Source organism: Saprospiraceae bacterium (assembly GCA_016712145.1).
Lineage (GTDB): Bacteria > Bacteroidota > Bacteroidia > Chitinophagales > Saprospiraceae > Vicinibacter.
In genome coordinates this window covers 2,701,451-2,718,828 of the sequence record JADJRO010000001.1, presented here as the reverse complement: position 1 = coordinate 2,718,828, position 17,378 = coordinate 2,701,451, and the positions used below count along the sequence as shown (strand labels likewise).

The 17,378-nt window shown below is 36.4% G+C and carries 10 protein-coding genes; 1 reads left to right on the top strand and 9 read right to left on the bottom strand.

What is annotated here, in order from left to right:
* Window positions 1-16: 16 nt before the first annotated feature.
* From IPK91_11165 to IPK91_11150, 4 genes are all read right to left on the bottom strand, one after another.
* Window positions 17-2,194, bottom strand: coding sequence for a caspase family protein (locus IPK91_11165; protein ID MBK8297815.1), 2,178 nt, complete (start codon window positions 2,192-2,194; stop codon window positions 17-19).
* Window positions 2,195-2,305: 111 nt separating this feature from the next.
* Window positions 2,306-4,207, bottom strand: a complete 1,902-nt coding sequence (locus IPK91_11160; GenBank protein MBK8297814.1) for a caspase family protein — start codon at window positions 4,205-4,207, stop codon at window positions 2,306-2,308.
* Window positions 4,208-4,405: 198 nt separating this feature from the next.
* Window positions 4,406-5,044 carry a hypothetical protein gene (locus IPK91_11155; GenBank protein MBK8297813.1) on the bottom strand — a complete coding sequence of 213 codons (639 nt, stop codon included), beginning with the start codon at window positions 5,042-5,044 and terminating at the stop codon, window positions 4,406-4,408.
* A gap of 262 nt (window positions 5,045-5,306) precedes the next feature.
* Complete coding sequence (locus tag IPK91_11150) at window positions 5,307-6,761, bottom strand: hypothetical protein (GenBank protein ID MBK8297812.1); 1,455 nt, start codon at window positions 6,759-6,761, stop codon at window positions 5,307-5,309.
* A gap of 15 nt (window positions 6,762-6,776) precedes the next feature.
* On the opposite strand from IPK91_11150, the gene ftcD reads away from it, so the two are divergent.
* Window positions 6,777-8,462: a glutamate formimidoyltransferase gene (gene ftcD / locus IPK91_11145; GenBank protein MBK8297811.1), complete on the top strand. Its 1,686-nt coding sequence runs from the start codon at window positions 6,777-6,779 to the stop codon at window positions 8,460-8,462.
* A gap of 47 nt (window positions 8,463-8,509) precedes the next feature.
* On the opposite strand, the gene IPK91_11140 is transcribed toward ftcD, so the two are convergent.
* The 5 genes from IPK91_11140 to IPK91_11120 form a co-directional block, all read right to left on the bottom strand.
* Window positions 8,510-12,607 carry a gliding motility-associated C-terminal domain-containing protein gene (locus tag IPK91_11140; GenBank protein MBK8297810.1) on the bottom strand — a complete coding sequence of 1,366 codons (4,098 nt, stop codon included), beginning with the start codon at window positions 12,605-12,607 and terminating at the stop codon, window positions 8,510-8,512.
* An 88-nt stretch (window positions 12,608-12,695) separates the two neighbouring features.
* Window positions 12,696-13,676 (bottom strand): M28 family peptidase, encoded by a 981-nt coding sequence (locus IPK91_11135; protein MBK8297809.1) that lies wholly within the window; start codon window positions 13,674-13,676, stop codon window positions 12,696-12,698.
* Between the two features lie 34 nt (window positions 13,677-13,710).
* Window positions 13,711-15,195, bottom strand: a complete 1,485-nt coding sequence (locus IPK91_11130) for a cysteine--tRNA ligase (protein MBK8297808.1) — start codon at window positions 15,193-15,195, stop codon at window positions 13,711-13,713.
* A gap of 97 nt (window positions 15,196-15,292) precedes the next feature.
* On the bottom strand, window positions 15,293-15,652 hold the full coding sequence (locus tag IPK91_11125; protein MBK8297807.1) for a four helix bundle protein: 360 nt from the start codon (window positions 15,650-15,652) through the stop codon (window positions 15,293-15,295).
* A 58-nt stretch (window positions 15,653-15,710) separates the two neighbouring features.
* Window positions 15,711-17,267 (bottom strand): YifB family Mg chelatase-like AAA ATPase, encoded by a 1,557-nt coding sequence (locus IPK91_11120; GenBank protein ID MBK8297806.1) that lies wholly within the window; start codon window positions 17,265-17,267, stop codon window positions 15,711-15,713.
* Between the last annotated feature and the right edge of the window lie 111 nt (window positions 17,268-17,378).

The following is a 17,378-nucleotide window of genomic DNA, read 5'->3' as shown; positions in this document are numbered from 1 at the left end:
TGCATTTCATCAGTAATCACTTTCTCTCTACCTTCTCAGGAAAGTATTTCTTCATCAATGCGTCCCACTCCAAACTATGTTGACGTAGTGCGACGAATTCTGGATCAACCTGCATCCAACTATAATCATCGTAACCAAGTTTTATTGCCTTTTCAAATGCTTCAAATGCATTTTCAATTTGATCTTGTTCGAGGTAGATATAAGCTTGCCAATAGTTAATAAAAATTTCCTGGTTTGTGTTGTTTGCAGAAAGTCTCCCTGAAATTCTGAATTCTTTTTCAGCCTCTACAAACCTACCCAACTTTGTCAATACAATTCCCATTGTACTGTGTGAAGTAGCATTTGTGGAATCAGAATTTATCAATTTTTGAACTAAATCAAAAGCTTCAGTCAGCCGTCCAGTCTTTAAATAAATTTTTACCAATAAATTTTGTGAACAAGGCAGGCAAGTTGAAGAGGAAGCATTTTCTATGATTTTTTTAAAAATAACTTCTGCTTCACTGTAGCGCATTTGTTCAAAATAATAACTTCCTTCAGCTTCCCAATATAAAGGAGATGTAGAATCTATCTGAGCAGCAAGATCAAGATATTTTTTTGAATTTACAAAATCCGACAACATGGTCGAATAGATTTGCGATTGCCGAACACATGGAAGAATCCACGTGGGAGAATTTATAATCGCCTTTTGAAAATAATATTCCGCAGAGTCGGCTTGTGCCCAGCCAAAGCCATGTATCCATTGCATTCCGAAAAGTGCGAGTGGCATATCCGGATCCCAAGAAATGGATTCCTGGAATTTTACAGCTGCTCTTTTAATCATTTCTTGGGTAAACTCTCCACCATAAATCAATGGAAATCCTTCAAAATAGGCACTTCGAGCCCGTAATGTTCGATATAGATAATGGTTTTGCCCCAATAAATTAGCAGCTCGAGTTAATTGGCGTGGGAAATGGCTATAATTGTTGATTTTATTTTTTTGAGAAAGACTCAGTTCATGTACATCTGCTTTCATGTACCTGTTTATGGCTTGTTGGGCATCATCCTGTAGAGCAGCAGCATAATTTCGTTTCATAAATCCTAACAATTGAGTTAATTCGGACTCATTCGAAAGCGATGCATAATAATACTCAACACAGTCATTTTCCGGTTTAAAAAATCTTTTTTCAACCAAAGCCTTTTTAAAGGCATAATACTTCATTACGCTATTCGAATCAAGTTTAGCTAATTCCACATCCTCAAATCCGCGGCCCTCAGTTGCTGCAAAAATGACTTGTCCGCTTGCCTTTATTTTTTTTAATTCTTTTAATAAGGATTCATTTACAGTAGCCAATTGCTCTGTTTTGTTACCAAGGACCATTGGTACCTGCGTTTGTGGTGCAGCTTCAGAAGTTACATGATCTTCTAAATAACGGTCTATTTCTCCGACCGAAACGATGCCATCTGCATTTCGGTCTGCTAAACCATATAATCCTTCTACCAAGTGGTAACTAAAAACACCGCGACCTCCTCCCCATTGTTCACCTTCCAAACTGAATTCCCCAGGTTGGCAGGATAAAATCTTAATCTCATTAGAAAATTGTTTAGCAAGGTTGGCTGTTGTTAATTGGGATCCTCCAATTTGATTTCCGGCTAGTTTCCCTGCATGACATGCATCAGAAATTACAATCACTTTTGCAAGATTTGATGTTGACAAGGTGCTTACTATTTCCTGTAAATAGGCTAAAGAATAAGTTCCCCCTCCCATATAAACTTTTGCCGGTGCATCCCAGCACAATAAAAAGCCCGGCTGTGAAACGGTCTTGCGTTCGACATCACCATGACCTGAAAAATAGATAATGATCTGATCACCTTCTTTTGCTTGTTCCAATAACCAATCCAGTGCTGCGGCTACTTGCCCTGCAGTTGCTTGTTGATTGATTAAAAGGCGTAAATGGTCTGGATCTAATCCGTCGCCATTTACAAATACCGAACTTCGTAAAAAATTTGCAAAGGCTTCAGCGTCTTTATCTGCATAATGCAAATCCGGAATACCCTTATCTTGATAATCCGAAATACCAACTACAACCGCATAGGTATTTTTAGTTGATAGTACTTTGTTGGTAGTTGAATGTGCAATGACACCCTTTTGTTGACCAAATAAACCCAAAATAAAACAAAGCTGAAGCAACAACAACACATATTTACCTTTCCTCATAATCATAATCAAATGAAACTAAATAATTATTTGCAAATAAAGCAACTCATTAAAACAAAGATTAATAATAAACCTTATTCTATAAAATCTATCATGATGTTCAATAAAGTATTATTTATCTTTAAAATACTTTTTAACAAGTTCAATCCATTGAATTTGTTTTCGGAAAGCTTCCAAATCCGGATCTGATTTCGCATGATTGAAATCCCAAAACCCATTTTGAATTGCTAATTCCAAATAAAAATTTGCCATTTGAAAATCTGACTGTAAGGATTTAATACATGCTAAATTATAATAGGCCTCCTGAAATTTACCATCCATTTCAATGGCTTTTAAGAAAGATGATTCTGCTTTATTATAATTGGCTGCTTCCAAATAAACCAATCCTTCTACATTGTATCCATAACTGTTTTTTGGACTTAAACGGATGGCATATTTTGCCAATCGTTGCGCCTTATTTAAATCCTCATCCAAATACAATTGACTTAAATTAGCAAAGGGGATACTCCAGCTGGGAGAATTCTCAATTGCTTTTTCAAAATTAATTCTGGCATCATCCTTTTTTCCAAGAAGGCTGCAATTAATTCCAATTTCATTATATATAAATGCTGCTTGTTTTTCATATTGTAAACTTTGCTTTTGCAATTCAAGTGCTTCTTCAATTAATTGATTATTATAAGTTCGTTCACCATCTATTCGCTTCTGAAGGCCTTGAAAATACAAGTCTTTTACGGTCAACATTTTATTCAAAAAGTGATCTTTTCCTAAAAGCTCAGAAGCCCTTTGACAATAGTTAGAATAAATTAGATAAGCTCCTGTCTTGTTTCTTCTTTTTGCAATTTCTTGGTTATCAAAATTTAGATAGGCATTTAAAACTTGTTGTGTCTCGTCTTGCAGCGCAGCGGCCATTCGCCTTTTAATGGCTCCCTGATAATTTATAAAGGGTGACAAGCTTAACATAGAATCCAATAACATTGAAGCATTTCGATCAGGCGGCATCATTAAATGTCCTAATTGAATGGCTACTAAAAAATCCTGATACAGTGAACGATCCCTTTCCGCCAGTTGATTTAAACTGAGCTCATTTCGCTTGGTTTCATTGGGTTCCAAAATGGTAGCAGTTAGATGCTTCTCTAATTGTATTAAATTTGTTGAGAGCTTTGGATCTACACGGATATACCCTTTTTTCCTTGATGAACTGCCTGCAAATAAAAAACCTGGTGTATGTTCTTCTGACCATTTGGTTTTATTTAAATACGCATTGAGTTCATTAAAATCTATACTCAGGTCTTGATTAAAATCTGCCTTTCCAATTAAAGCTTCAAGTAAATAATGATTAAAACTTTTCAATTCAACAGAAATGGATCGCGTTTGTACTTCTTCTGTTGAATTTAAAAAACTACTTATGGAAAATTTATTTGGAAACGGCTCAACTTGAATATTCCAAGTTTTGGTTTGGATGGAATCCTGTGCTAAAACCGAAGGTGAAACCAAAGGATATAAAATTCCGAAACAATAAAAATTAAGTTTTTTTGATTTTACATTCTTATTAAATTGCTTGAACAAATCAAAAGCATTGGATGTAGATTGTGATGCCGGACTATCGTAATAATATATCGGTGCATTGGATTCACTTTGTCGAAATTGATAGCCTGCATATCCGGAGAAATACAATATCACAGTGTCTTTGACTTTGGTATTCTCTGACAGCCAATCTAAAGCGGATGCAACGCCAGCAGCTGTAGCTTCTTTACCAACCAAAACCATTAAATTTTCTTTATCCAGCTTAAACGTATTATTTGCTAACAGATAGCTTGCAAATAATTCAGCATCTCGTTGTGGAAATGGAAGTTCCTTAATTTCAGGATCTTGATAGTGTGACAATCCAATGACCAGGGCTTTGGTATTCCCGGAAACATTTTGAGTAAGTCCGGATGCAGTTGAAAATAGAAACCAGCAAAGTAGGCATCCCGAAGTAAAAAGCGAGCTGGAATGTATCAGTTTGTTTTTCAACTTTACATGAATTTTATATTAGTCCACAGTTAAAATTAATTTGGCTATTTAAATAGGTATTTTAGATCCGTATATTAAGAACAATACGTTATACACCAAAACTTTAAAATAATTTACACTTAAAAAATATTTCAGGAAGTCTACTTAAATAAATAAAAATAGACCTCCTGAAAAAAATTCATTCAACTATGTTTTAAATTAATCCATTTTCTTCTCAACAGCAGTTTTGTCTTGCTTGCGTTCTGCTTTTACTCCTTCTGCACCACCCATTGTCTTGAGTTTTACAATTGGTTTTTTAGTTCCACAATTTGCTTTGCAAACCGGCTTTACACCTTCTGCAACTATTGCCAATGACCCTTTAGGACTTGTAGTTTTTTTGGCTACCAATCCAGCAGCACTTCCGGCTTGTCCACTTCCCATATCTATCGATGTAAGGTCACCTATCATCAATAAATCTGCAGTTGCTTCATCCGAAACTGGATAAAATGCATTATTTACTCCACAATAAACTACAGGCGAACCCGCTAAATCAAACAGTGGAGTTCCCTTTGCTGTAGGGGGCCACATCCCAGCACTCAGTGTTTTTTGATTGTTGCAGGCTGCAACAGCAAAAGCTGGCCATTTATACATTTGGGCCAAAGGTGCCGGGTCAAATCCCAATACAGAGGCAGCTCCAGTAGCTGGCTTTTTTAAATTGATGGCATTCAAGCTGTTGGCTGCATTAAAGGCGGCTGTGGCGGCTGTTTTATGTGCAGCACTTCCAGGGATATAGCTAGCCTGTGATTGGCCATTCAGGATAGCAGCTGATACTAGTAATCCGATAAATAAGCTTTTCATAAATTTAAAGACTTGTTTTTTTTTAAAAATAATTAGATAGGTTAACATTTAAAGGTACACTTTTTAAGAAAAGCTCATCAGCAATTTGAAAAAATTTTAAAAAATATTTGAATTTCTTAAAAAAAAAAAAAACCGTCAAATCAGATTTATATTAATTAAAATCTTCTAGATCATTATTTGAAAATGAAATAAAAACTGATTGGGGGAATCGTTTAGGCGACTCTAACTATCCAATTACACAGTACCATTCAAGGAAAATGGATCAATCAAATACAATTTTCACTAAATTCAACTTTCCATTGTTTTCACTTGGCACCAAAAGACTTTGAGCATCTAATTCCATAGCATCCTTAAATCGAAGGTTTAAATTCTTATAACTGGTATTTAATATGCTTTTCCGAATGAATTCACCGCCAGGTTTTAAAATGTATTCAGACACCGTACCTTCCGAACTGATGGCATCATTAAATATAATTCGTAAAACAGAATTGGTATGGAAAATAAAAAATGAACTGAATAGCCCTTGATCATCCTGAGAATATTGGCGTTTGTGAAATACCTTTTCCCATAACAAGCCCCCCTTTTTATCAAAGGATGCTACAATGATATCATCAAAATAATAATCATACCAACGCGTTGTATAAGCACCCGTTGGATCTGTTGCACTAAAATAGGGTCTTCGACTTAACTCCTTGGTGTTTTCATAAAATATTAAACACCCACTATCTGATTTAAATTCTATGGATCGGGTGTTTAATTCACTATTTGATAAAATTGATTTTTTAGAATTACCAGACCATTCTTTTAATAAAGATGTAGAAAATTGAATAAAATTTATCTCTGACATCTGATTCTCATCATTTATAAAACCAATTGCATATCCTTCCGGTGGTGTATTGCTCCTTTCAGAATACAATCCTCCATAAGCCAAACTCCCGGCAACATTATCAATTTTAGCCATTCCGCTTGTGAAATAATAATCTTTCAAAGGCAATTCCTTAGCCTCCAATAAATTACCATCTAAACCAATTTTTGTAATCAGGGTTTGAACTTTCTTTCTATTGGATTCACTTGTTCTGCCAAACAAATAAACAAATCCCTGATCCGAAATTTCAACATCGTAAATATGTTGGCGCTCTTCTTGAAATTGTTTAGTCAAGTTAAGTGTATAATAGATTGAATCTGCTTTCCGGTTATATAAAACCATCAATCGTTCGTCCGATAAATTTTGAAACCCGATGGCCATCCAATTTTTATTTGATGCATATTTTATTTTAATGTCATCATTCGAACTGACCGCAACGCCATCGTAAATTAATTTTTCATGAATTAGCGAAGGTTGACTATTGTATCTGTTTAAATAAATTCCATAACTAGTTTCCATTTTACTAACATAAAAAATGTCGATATCATTATCCCATTCAAACAAATCAATAATTCTCCATTTTCGACCGGGTAATTCTATAGATTTTTCTACACCCCATTGAAATTCCGGAGATAAAGTTTGCAAACTTATTTTAAAGGACTTATCTCTTAAGAGAGAAATAGTACCGTTTGGATGAGGCAATATAAAATAGGAAAAATCATTTTTAATATTAATGTCCGGGGAGATATAAATGGATTGCGCTGTTACCAGTTTGCACTGCAAGCCAAACAAGCAGATAAAACAGCATGTTACTATTAACTTTCTAAGTGATAAGCTCTTAATTTCGCACATATTTACAAAGAACGTATGAAAGCACTTAAAATCATAGAATGTGTCCCAAATTTTAGTGAAGGCCGGGACGAAAAGCTTATTGAGGCCCTTTCGAAGGCAATCGAACATACGGAAGGCGTCCGCTTGCTCCATGTAGATCCAGGAAAATCTACCAATCGGACTGTAGTCACTTTTGCAGGGAATCCTGAGGCCGTTATAGAGGCTGCATTTCAAGCTATTAAACTGGCTTCAGAATTGATCGATATGCGCTTTCACAAAGGGGAACATCCCCGAATGGGAGCCACCGATGTTTGTCCGCTGATTCCAATTTCCGGCATCAGCATGGAAGAAACGGTTGCCTTTTCTAAAAAATTAGCTGCTCGAGTTGGTTCTGAATTATCCATTCCGGTATATCTCTATGAAAATTCAGCTACACATCCAAGTCGCAAAAATTTAGCAGACATACGAAGTGGAGAATATGAAGGCCTGGAAGAAAAAATGAAAAATCCGGATTGGGAACCTGATTTTGGCCCTAAAACGTTTAATCCAAAATCGGGTGCTACTGTAATTGGTGCACGAGATTTTCTAATTGCTTATAATGTCAATCTCAATACAAAATCCGCAAAACTTGCCAATGAGATTGCGTTCGATATTCGTGAAAATGGCCGCCCGGTTAAAGATCCGCAAACTGGAAAACTCATAAAAAACCAACATGGTGAAATTTTAAGAACTCCAGGTACTTGTAAATCTCTTAAAGCCATTGGGTGGTATATCGACGAATACGGGCAAGCACAGGTTTCTATGAATTTAACCAATATGCAGGAAACACCGCTGCATAAAGCATTTGAAGAATGCAGAAAATCTGCCGATCGATTGGGTTTAGTCGTAACGGGTTCTGAATTGGTTGGTCTGGTTCCAAAGAAAGCACTATTGGATGCAGGCGTTTATTTCATGAAAAAACAAAATCGCTCCCTTGGTATTTCCGAAGAAGAACTTATTGATCTAGCTATACAAAGTTTGGGATTAAATTCATTGGCTTTGTTTGAACCTCAAAAGAGAATTATAGAATATATGTTGGAAGATAAAACAAACAAACTTGTTGATCTCAGTTTAAAAAAATTCGCAGATGAAACTGCTTCTGAAAGTCCCGCACCCGGTGGGGGCTCTGTTTCTGCTTATTTGGGTGCATTAGGAGCTTCACTTGGTGCGATGGTTGCTAATTTAACCGCTCATAAAAAAGGCTATGAAGATCGATTGGAATTTTTTTCTGAATATGGGGTTCAGGCTCAGGTAAAAATTAAGGAATTGCTTTTTCTGGTTGATGAAGATACCAAAGCATTTAATGCCATCATGGAATCGTTTCGTTTACCTAAAAACACAGCCGAAGAAAAATCGATCCGTAAAAAAGCAATACGTAAAGCAAATGTTTATGCTATTGAAATCCCTTTGAAAACCATGGAAACTGCTGCGTCTTGCTTGCCTTTGCTAAGAGCGATGATTGAAAACGGAAATCCAAATTCAATCAGCGATGCAGGCGTTGGTGCATTGTGTATACAAGCTGCCGTAAGTGGCGCTGCTCTAAATGTCCAAATCAATGCTGCAAATCTGGATGATGAAGTAAGAAAAGCGGCTTATTTTGAAAAAGCAGAAACCATTGAAACAAAAACAGGCATTGAAGTAAAGGAGTTAATTATTACAATTAAAAAGAAAATCATTTCATAAGAAAACTTAAAATAATTCAGACCCATACAGAAGTACTGAATTATTTTTTATCTTAGTAATTGTAAATCACCTTTTATTTTTATTTCGGGGCCTTTTTCAAAACCCACAATAGCATAATACACATAGACTCCTGGCAAACAGTACTGATCATTAAACCGTCCATTCCATCCACCACCCAAACCATTTGCTTGAAACTCTTTGTTTGAATAGACTCGATTGCCCCATCGATCAAATATTTCCAATAGTTTAATAGTGCTTGCCGTTCCAAATACAGTAAATACATCGTTGATATTATCGCCATTTGGGGAAAACACATTGGGTACATACACCTTGTTATCAATGATTCGGATACTAATGGAATCTATTGCCGTACAACCATCTGCATTGCTTATCAAACAGTAAATAATCATGTTTTGCTGAGGCTGCAATCCAGGATTTGTACAATTTGTACACGATAGATTTTGACCAGAAATCCAATCAATTAATTGATAATTTCCACTTATCAAAGCATTTAAAGTTACAGATTCCCCTTTGAAAATTTCCAGGTCGGGACCTAATTCAAGAGTCGGGACTTCCGGTGCATTCCAGACCATCAAGGTATCGGTTTGGCAACCCAGACTGTCGATGATGCTGAATAAATGACTTCCAGCTGTAATTTGTTGAAAGGAATTGTTTAACGAAACATTGCCCCCATCTATAGCATAGCGCAAGGGCAATTTGGAACTCAGAATTTTTCCGAATGTCAACGTACCGGTTTGTGGGTTTGGGCTACAGGGTATATTGGTACGAACCAGTTCGCTGATTACAGGAGATGCATGAATGGAAAGTTGAATGGTGTCTTTATAGCTACATCCAAAATCATTGGCTTCAAGTATATAATGGTGCGTTCCCAATTTTAAACGCTGTGTATTTACTTGACCATTCATAATAAATTCGCCGGTCCACTGACCATTAACTACTGGATCTTTCAACCAGTTTTTTAAATCAAATAAAACAGGATTTGAAAAACAAATTTCAATACTGGTATCAATAGCAATATTCTTCGGCGGACAATCAGGCGACTTGCACCAGGCGATATCTGAACTTATTTCACTGCAAGGTCCTGAATCTTCCAGTGTGAGTTGTATGCTTGCGCTGTCATTAAAAAATCGTTTACGAATTAGATATACAGTATCATTGATGAACATACCCGTGTTTCCATTTAAAACATTGATTCTGTATTTTTTTACCCGTGCTTCTTTGTTCCATTTAAAGGTAATGGTGGTATCTGTTGATTCGCAATCGATAAGGGGTTTGGGTAGATGTTCTAAAATTTCAATAGTTCTAAATGATTCACTCAAACATTTATTAAAATTCAATTCTAATTTTAATTGTTTTAATCCCGGAGAATGCCATGAAATCGCTAGTTCCTTATCCGGTACAATAAATTTGAACAAGCCGCCATCCAATGCCCAATTAAAACGCGCTGAATCTGCGTTATTTCCTGTAAATCGAATTAAAATACTAGAATCCTGGCATGCCACGGAATCCATAAGAAAATCAGCAAAAGGATTTTTTCGTACAACGATCCATTGGCTATCAAAATATTTGCATCCATTAATATCCAATATTGAAAAAACGCGATGATATCCGGCACCTGAAATGATTGGGTCAAAAATGCCAGCAATTGAATCAATAATTCCCGGACCTCTCCAGATGTATGTTCCAATCTGACCGCTTGGATTTGTTTGCGTCGTAAGTTGGATGGCTTTACTCGAGTTACTCAAACAAATGGTATCAACAGGATCAATCGATAGTTGTATGGGCGGACAAGTTTTGGATTGACATTCTATTTCTGAAATAACTTCATTACAATAGGGATTGCTGGCATGAATTCGGATTTTAATAGTTTCTCCCCGATTTAAGTTTGGAAAAAATACACTGGTATCTGTAACTTGTATATAAAAGCCTCCCTGCAACACTTCAAGCCTGTATGTCTCGTTGGTGTATTGACTCCAGGTAAACAAAATGCTGCTATCCGTTGAAAAACAATCTGGAATAGGAATATTTGGTGGAGCATGAACAAAAACTGTGCTGCAGCTGCTGTCTATGCAACCCAATCGATCTGCAGTCAGACATAAGGAATGTATGCCTGTGTCTATCCATTGTGTTAAATAGGATTTGTTGCCTGAATTTAATAAAATATTTGTTTGATCTATTTGCAGTTTATAGGTAGTGCTGCTATCAAATTGAATCCATGAAATTTGTGCGGTATCGCCTAAACAATAGTCCTTGGAATCCGTGATGAACCCAGCAGATGGATATGGTTTGGCAAACAACTTTACTGTAGTAATTTCCGGACAACGAGCACCATCCGGTAAAATGTATAGAATGGTATCCTGGTTTAATTGAACAAGCTTGTTTTGAATCAAACAATTTGAATCAGCTTCAGGACAATTATAAAACTGCGGACCTCCTAAAAATTGACCTTGCTTTTTAAAATTCAAATTCAACAGATTAACCATGCTCCCGGCACAAAATGAACTGTCTGTGAATATAAAATTTTCTTTGTCATTTATTTTAATTGGTAGCGGAAGCAAATCTTCACAAGTTCCATTAAATGCCTTTAAATAAATGGTAGTATCCCGATTTAATAGAATAAAAGTTGAATCAATCCGTTGGGTTGCACTTGCCGATTGATTCCAATAATAATTATAGGAAGCATTGGTATTATTCAGATCTGCAAATCGGATCGTATTGAAAAAAATGGTATCTCCGATGCAATAGGACAAGGAATCCTGTAAAATCAAATCCGGATTGTTTTTAGAACCTTTTACCAATATGGACTGAATGGAAATGCATGAATGAATGGAATCGACTTCATTAATTAAAACAAGCTTGTACATTCCAGCCTGACTGACTACAATTTGGTTTCCGGTACCTAAGGTGTCATTGAGATCATTGAGCCAATATCGTTTGATTGGAACGTTTTTAGGAATTAAAGATGAATCTGCAAATAAAGTCACCAGGGTATCTATACAACTAATATCATTGGATTTATTGGGAATGGATTTAAGTTTGCTGTATAGTAGATTGATATATAAAATACTATCGCAGTATGGTGACTTCTTTGACTTGAGAATTTGCTTATACACTCCGGTACTATCATAACGGGTGGATCCGAGTTTAAAGCTATCCGGATAACAAACAAAGGTGTCAATAAATGTTTGTATCTGATCAAATTCTTCTACAACTACAGTAATATTACTATCACAACCAAATCGATTTTTATTAAAATAATTCCAGGTTCCTGCGGTTAAAAAAAGATTTTTAAATTTATAAGTTTCCCCAAAACAAATATAAAATGGACCAAATTCCTGTAAAGGCGTTTCTTCTCCGATTTCAACATCCAGGCATACTTCATTCCCGGTATTGCAAATATTCGAACCCATTACACAGATTTTTCCCTTTCCAGGTTGATCCCAGGTGACTTGTGATTGATTGTCTTTTGCAAAATTGAGTGTCCCGTTTTCAACACGCCATTCATAAGCACATGCACCATTTATGGTTGCAATCATGTAATCCACTGTTTCTCCTTTGCAGACCAATTTCTTACCACTTATTTTGGCAGAAGTATTCGGAACAGGAGCTACAGTACTTCCTGCTGTGACGACAAAGTCCACATTGCATTCATTGGGTCCATTTCCATCAAAAACAAGATAATAAACACATCCAATCTTAAGGGGTTCTGTAGTTGAAAAAGACCAGGTCTGATTTGCAAACATATTGGTATTGCAATTGCTCACCAGTTTAAAAGTCTGACAATCATCCGATGCATAAATTCCCATTTCTACCCCATTTGCTTGCATGCAAGACGATACTGCGACATTGATACTTAAATTGGCAGAGGCCGCTATAAATGCAAGCCACTGCATGCTGTGCTGAACCATCGTACAAAAACCGGGAGGCATTTGGCCTGGTGTGATATTAAGTGTTCTCGCTGAAACGCCATTTAAATCACAAACCACACAAGCATCCATACAATTACTGGATAAAGAAACCGGATTGCTACCACATTTGGAATGTGTTTGACTATAAACAAGCTTATGGCTTATTAATATAAAGAAAAAGACTAATGTGAAATGTAAAATGCGTGATGGTCGCATTTGACAAATATAGCCTTTCTTACAAAGAACTTAAAATGATTTTAATTGGCCTTGAGCTGCTCAAATAAAAATCACATGATGATTTTTTTTAAATTGTACCAGCCTCTTCTCGATAAATCAGGCGAATTAATAATTTGCCGACCATTTGCAATGTATATGGATCAATGACGTTCATGTTGTCCTTTAATGTATGGTGATAAAATGGAAATTTCTTCCCATCAGGCTTATTGATAATGTCAATCATTTTAATCTTTGCAATTTCATTGACAAAATAATGGTCATCCGTTACACCTCCTCCGGATGTTTTTGGAAACGAGCCCCCATAGCCTTCTGATGCAGCAAGATTCCAAACTTTTTCTACAATATCCTTGGCATAATACATAGAATAATCTTCAACATAAAAACCAGGATTTGCCGCGCCTACCATGTCAAGCAATACACCATATTGAGCGCGATATCCAGAAACATGTGGATTTCTAGACCAGTGTTGCGAACCCAATCCCCAGGATTCAATGTTTGCCTCTTGTCCATAATCCTCGAGATCAAAAAGTACAAAATCAATACCTAAACCTCTTATTGGTTGGGATTGAATTGCACGTGCGAGTTCTAATAAAACGGCAACCCCGCTTGGTCCATCATCCGCACTGTCAAATGATTTCTTACGATTGGCAGGATCCGGATCAGCATCTGCCCAGGGTCTGGTATCCCAATGTGCTGCAAAAACCAAACGCCTTTTGATGTTTGGATTGATCTGAGCAATTATATTTCGCCCATTTAATAAGGTCCCATCAAATGCCTTGACCTGAAATTTTTGATCAATAACTTCTGTGCCAAACGATTTAAATTTTTCAACAAACCAATCGGCGCATTTCTGATGTGCAGGTGTATTTGGAATTCGAGGACCAAACATCACTTGTTGTTTTACATACTGGAATGCACTGTCTTTATTAAATGCAGGAAAGTTAATTTCTAACTTAGCATCCCCAACGGTTTTTGTCTTGTTATCGGATTTGCATCCATACAAGCCAATTAAAATTACAACAGCGATTTTTACCCAAATATTCCTCATTCCCAATTATTAATTCTTAATTCCTAATTTTTAATTAATTCAAATGCATCCACTCTGTTCCATCTTTACCGTCTTTCAATTGAATGCCGGCTTCTTTGAGCATATCCCTTATTTTATCTGAACTGGACCAGTCTTTATTCTCACGTGCCGTTTTCCTCAGTTCGATAACCAATTTCATAAGTTGATCAATTGTATTGGAATCGTTGGTATCATTCTCATCTTTCAAACCAAAAATTTCAAAAACAAATTGATCTAAATGTTGAACCAGATCATTCCAACTTTTAACAGAAATTGCATCCGCAGAAATATGCCCATCTTTTACGGAATTGATAATCGTACACAATTCAAATACGGAAGCCAGTGTTTTTGGAACATTAAAATCATCATTCATATCCAGATACATCTGTGCTATCAATGAATTAATGGCTTCATCTTTTAGTCCAGATTCTTTTGAAAAATCAGCTTGAAATGTTTTAAGCGTGCGCATACTTTCCATCAGTAGGCGATAGGCTTTTTCAGCTGCCTGCAAGGAATCATCTGTGATATCTAAGGTTGAGCGGTAATGCGCCTGCAAAGTAAAAAACCTCCAAACCATAGGTGAATACGCTCTGGAAGTATGTGAACTATTTCCAGTTATTAATTCAGTTGGGGAAATCGTATTCCCATCACTTTTGGACATTTTTTTGCTATTCAGCAAGAGCATATTCGTATGAAACCAATAATTTGCAGGTGAAGTTCCACATGCCCCCATATTTTGTGCAATTTCATTTTCATGATGAGGAAATTTTAAATCATTTCCACCACCGTGAATATCAAATCGCTCTCCTAAATATTTAGTACTCATGGCCGAACATTCCAAGTGCCATCCAGGAAAACCAACACTCCATGGTGAATTCCAACGCATGATATGTTCATTGCTCGCTTTTATCCACAATGCAAAATCCGAAGGATGATTTTTTTCATCCTGATTTTTTAAATCATCCCGTGATTCTGAAAGTAAATCTTCTACAATTCTTCCAGATAATTTACCATAGGGATTTCCGTCTTTTATAAATTTCAACGTATCAAAATAAACAGACCCGTTTTTCTCATAAGCATATCCCCTTTTTAATATATCAGCTACCATTTCAATTTGCTCAATAATGTGTCCGGTTGCTCTGGGTTCAATGGAAGGAGGTAATACATTAAACAAACGCATCATATCATGAAATCCGTTACTATACTTTTGAGCTACTTCCATGGGTTGCAATTGCTCCAACCGGGCTCCTTTCATCATTCGATCTTCCCCATCATCCAACAAATGGCCTACATCCGTAATGTTTCTAATGTATCGTACTTTATATCCCAAATGCATCAAATAACGATAAATAACATCGAACGAAATGAAAGTTCTGCAATTTCCAAGATGCGCATCGTAATAAACCGTTGGTCCGCAAACATACATTCCAACACGACCTTCTACAATCGGCTTAAAAAGCTCTTTCTCTCCGGATAAACTATTGAAAACGAATAAATTCATAGCTCGCAAAGATAATACAATTACGAATTTTTAATTACGAATTACGAATGAAGTAAGTTCAAAATCGCTTATTAAAATTTTATTACAACAAACAATACTATACTCCCTTGATTTTTAATGTAGTTTGAATTTTACCAATAATCCTACAGCATTCATCCGCTATTTTCCAAATACTTTCAAATTCATCTTTTGTTAACAAATCTGTTCCATGAAGCAATTTAATCCAATAAATAGTTTCTCTTGCTTCTTTATAAGCTATAGAAATTTTTGCTAAAAAATCTTTTCTTGATTGCCCCCCAATTGATTCTTCAATATTTGCTCCAACAGAAGTTGCAGCTTTTAACAATTGATTTGATAATACAAACTCATTTTTCTCTGTTTGTAATTTACGTACTATTTTTATTGCTACAATAGCTAAGGCAAATGATTTTTCCTGAATTATATTTCCACTTTTCATCCATGAAACTTTTTCAAAATTGATTTCGTAATTCGTAATTAAAAATTCGTAATTGATCTCAACCCGCCCATCCCTCACGATCCAGACTTCTGAAATGAATGGCTTCAGCAAGATGTTCAATTTTAATTTCGTCGCTGTCTGATAAATCTGCTATGGTTCGTGACACTTTTAAAATGCGATCATAGGCACGTGCCGACAATTGCAGTTTAGTCATTGCTGTTTTTAATAAACTCATACCGGCCGAATTAATAACACATATTTCACGAGCCATGCTGGAAGGAATTTGAGCATTGCAATAAATATTTTGATTTTCATGATATCGTTTTTCTTGTCGAATTCTTGCAGCCATGACACGATCTCTTATATTGGAAGAGTTTTCCGAACCTCGTTTGTACTCCATTAATTCTTCAGAAGATACCGGCGTTACTTCAACATGTAAATCGATTCGATCGAGTAAGGGACCACTGATGCGACTTAAATATTTTTTAACTGCGCCCGGTGCGCAAACACATTCTTTTTCAGGATGGTTAAAATAACCACAGGGACATGGGTTCATACTTGCAATCAACATAAAACTAGATGGATACTCTATTGAAATTTTAGCTCTTGAAATAGTCACTTTTCGTTCTTCAAGCGGTTGGCGTAACACTTCCAAAACTGCACGTTTAAATTCAGGGAGTTCATCTAAAAACAATACGCCATTGTGTGCCAATGAAATTTCTCCAGGCATGGGATTGGAACCGCCACCAACCAATGCAATGTCACTAATCGTATGATGTGGTGAACGAAACGGTCGACTGGTCACCAATCCCGAATCTGCTGCCAAAATTCCTGCAACTGAATGTATCTTGGTAGTTTCCAAGGCTTCATTGATTCCCAATGGTGGAAGGATCGTTGGCAAGCGTTGTGCCAGCATGGTTTTCCCGGCTCCTGGTGGACCAATGAGGATCACATTGTGTCCTCCAGCTGCTGCTATTTCTAATGCGCGCTTGATGTTTTCTTGCCCTTTAACATCGGCAAAATCATGTGCATAATTTCCTTGCTGTTGTTGGAATTCTTTCATAGAATCCGCTTGAAGGGGTTCAATTTCCAAACGCTTATCAATAAATGCTGCTGCCTCAAAAAGATTTTCGACCGGAATGATTTCCAATCCATCAACGATAGCAGCTTCACGAGCATTAATTTTGGGGACAATGATTCCTTTGTAATGCTCTTTTCGTGCAAGCAAGGCGATGGGCAAGACTCCTTTAAATGGACGTAAGCTTCCATCCAGACTCAATTCACCCATAATTAAATAATCCTGAAATCGATCTTCTGAAATTTGCCGCGTGGCAGCTAAAATTCCCAAGGCAATGGGGAGATCATAATACGATCCTTCCTTTCGAATATCGGCAGGAGCAAAATTGATTACCAGTTTTACACGTGGAAACTGATAGCCAATATTTTTAATGGCCGACTGAATCCGTTGGTACCCTTCCTTAATGGCATTATCTGGAAGCCCAACCATCCAATAACTAATTTTACCGGAAATAACATTCCCTCCGGCATTTACTTCCACTACAATGGTAGAAGCATCCACGCCATGCCCGGCCGCGGAAAACAATTTGACTAACATAGTACAATAATTTTAGGTGTTCCATAAAAAATAAATATTTCAAGTATAAACTTGAACGGAATCTCCCCAAACCACTTAGACTAAGCTTGCATTAATTTTAAATCTTTAGGT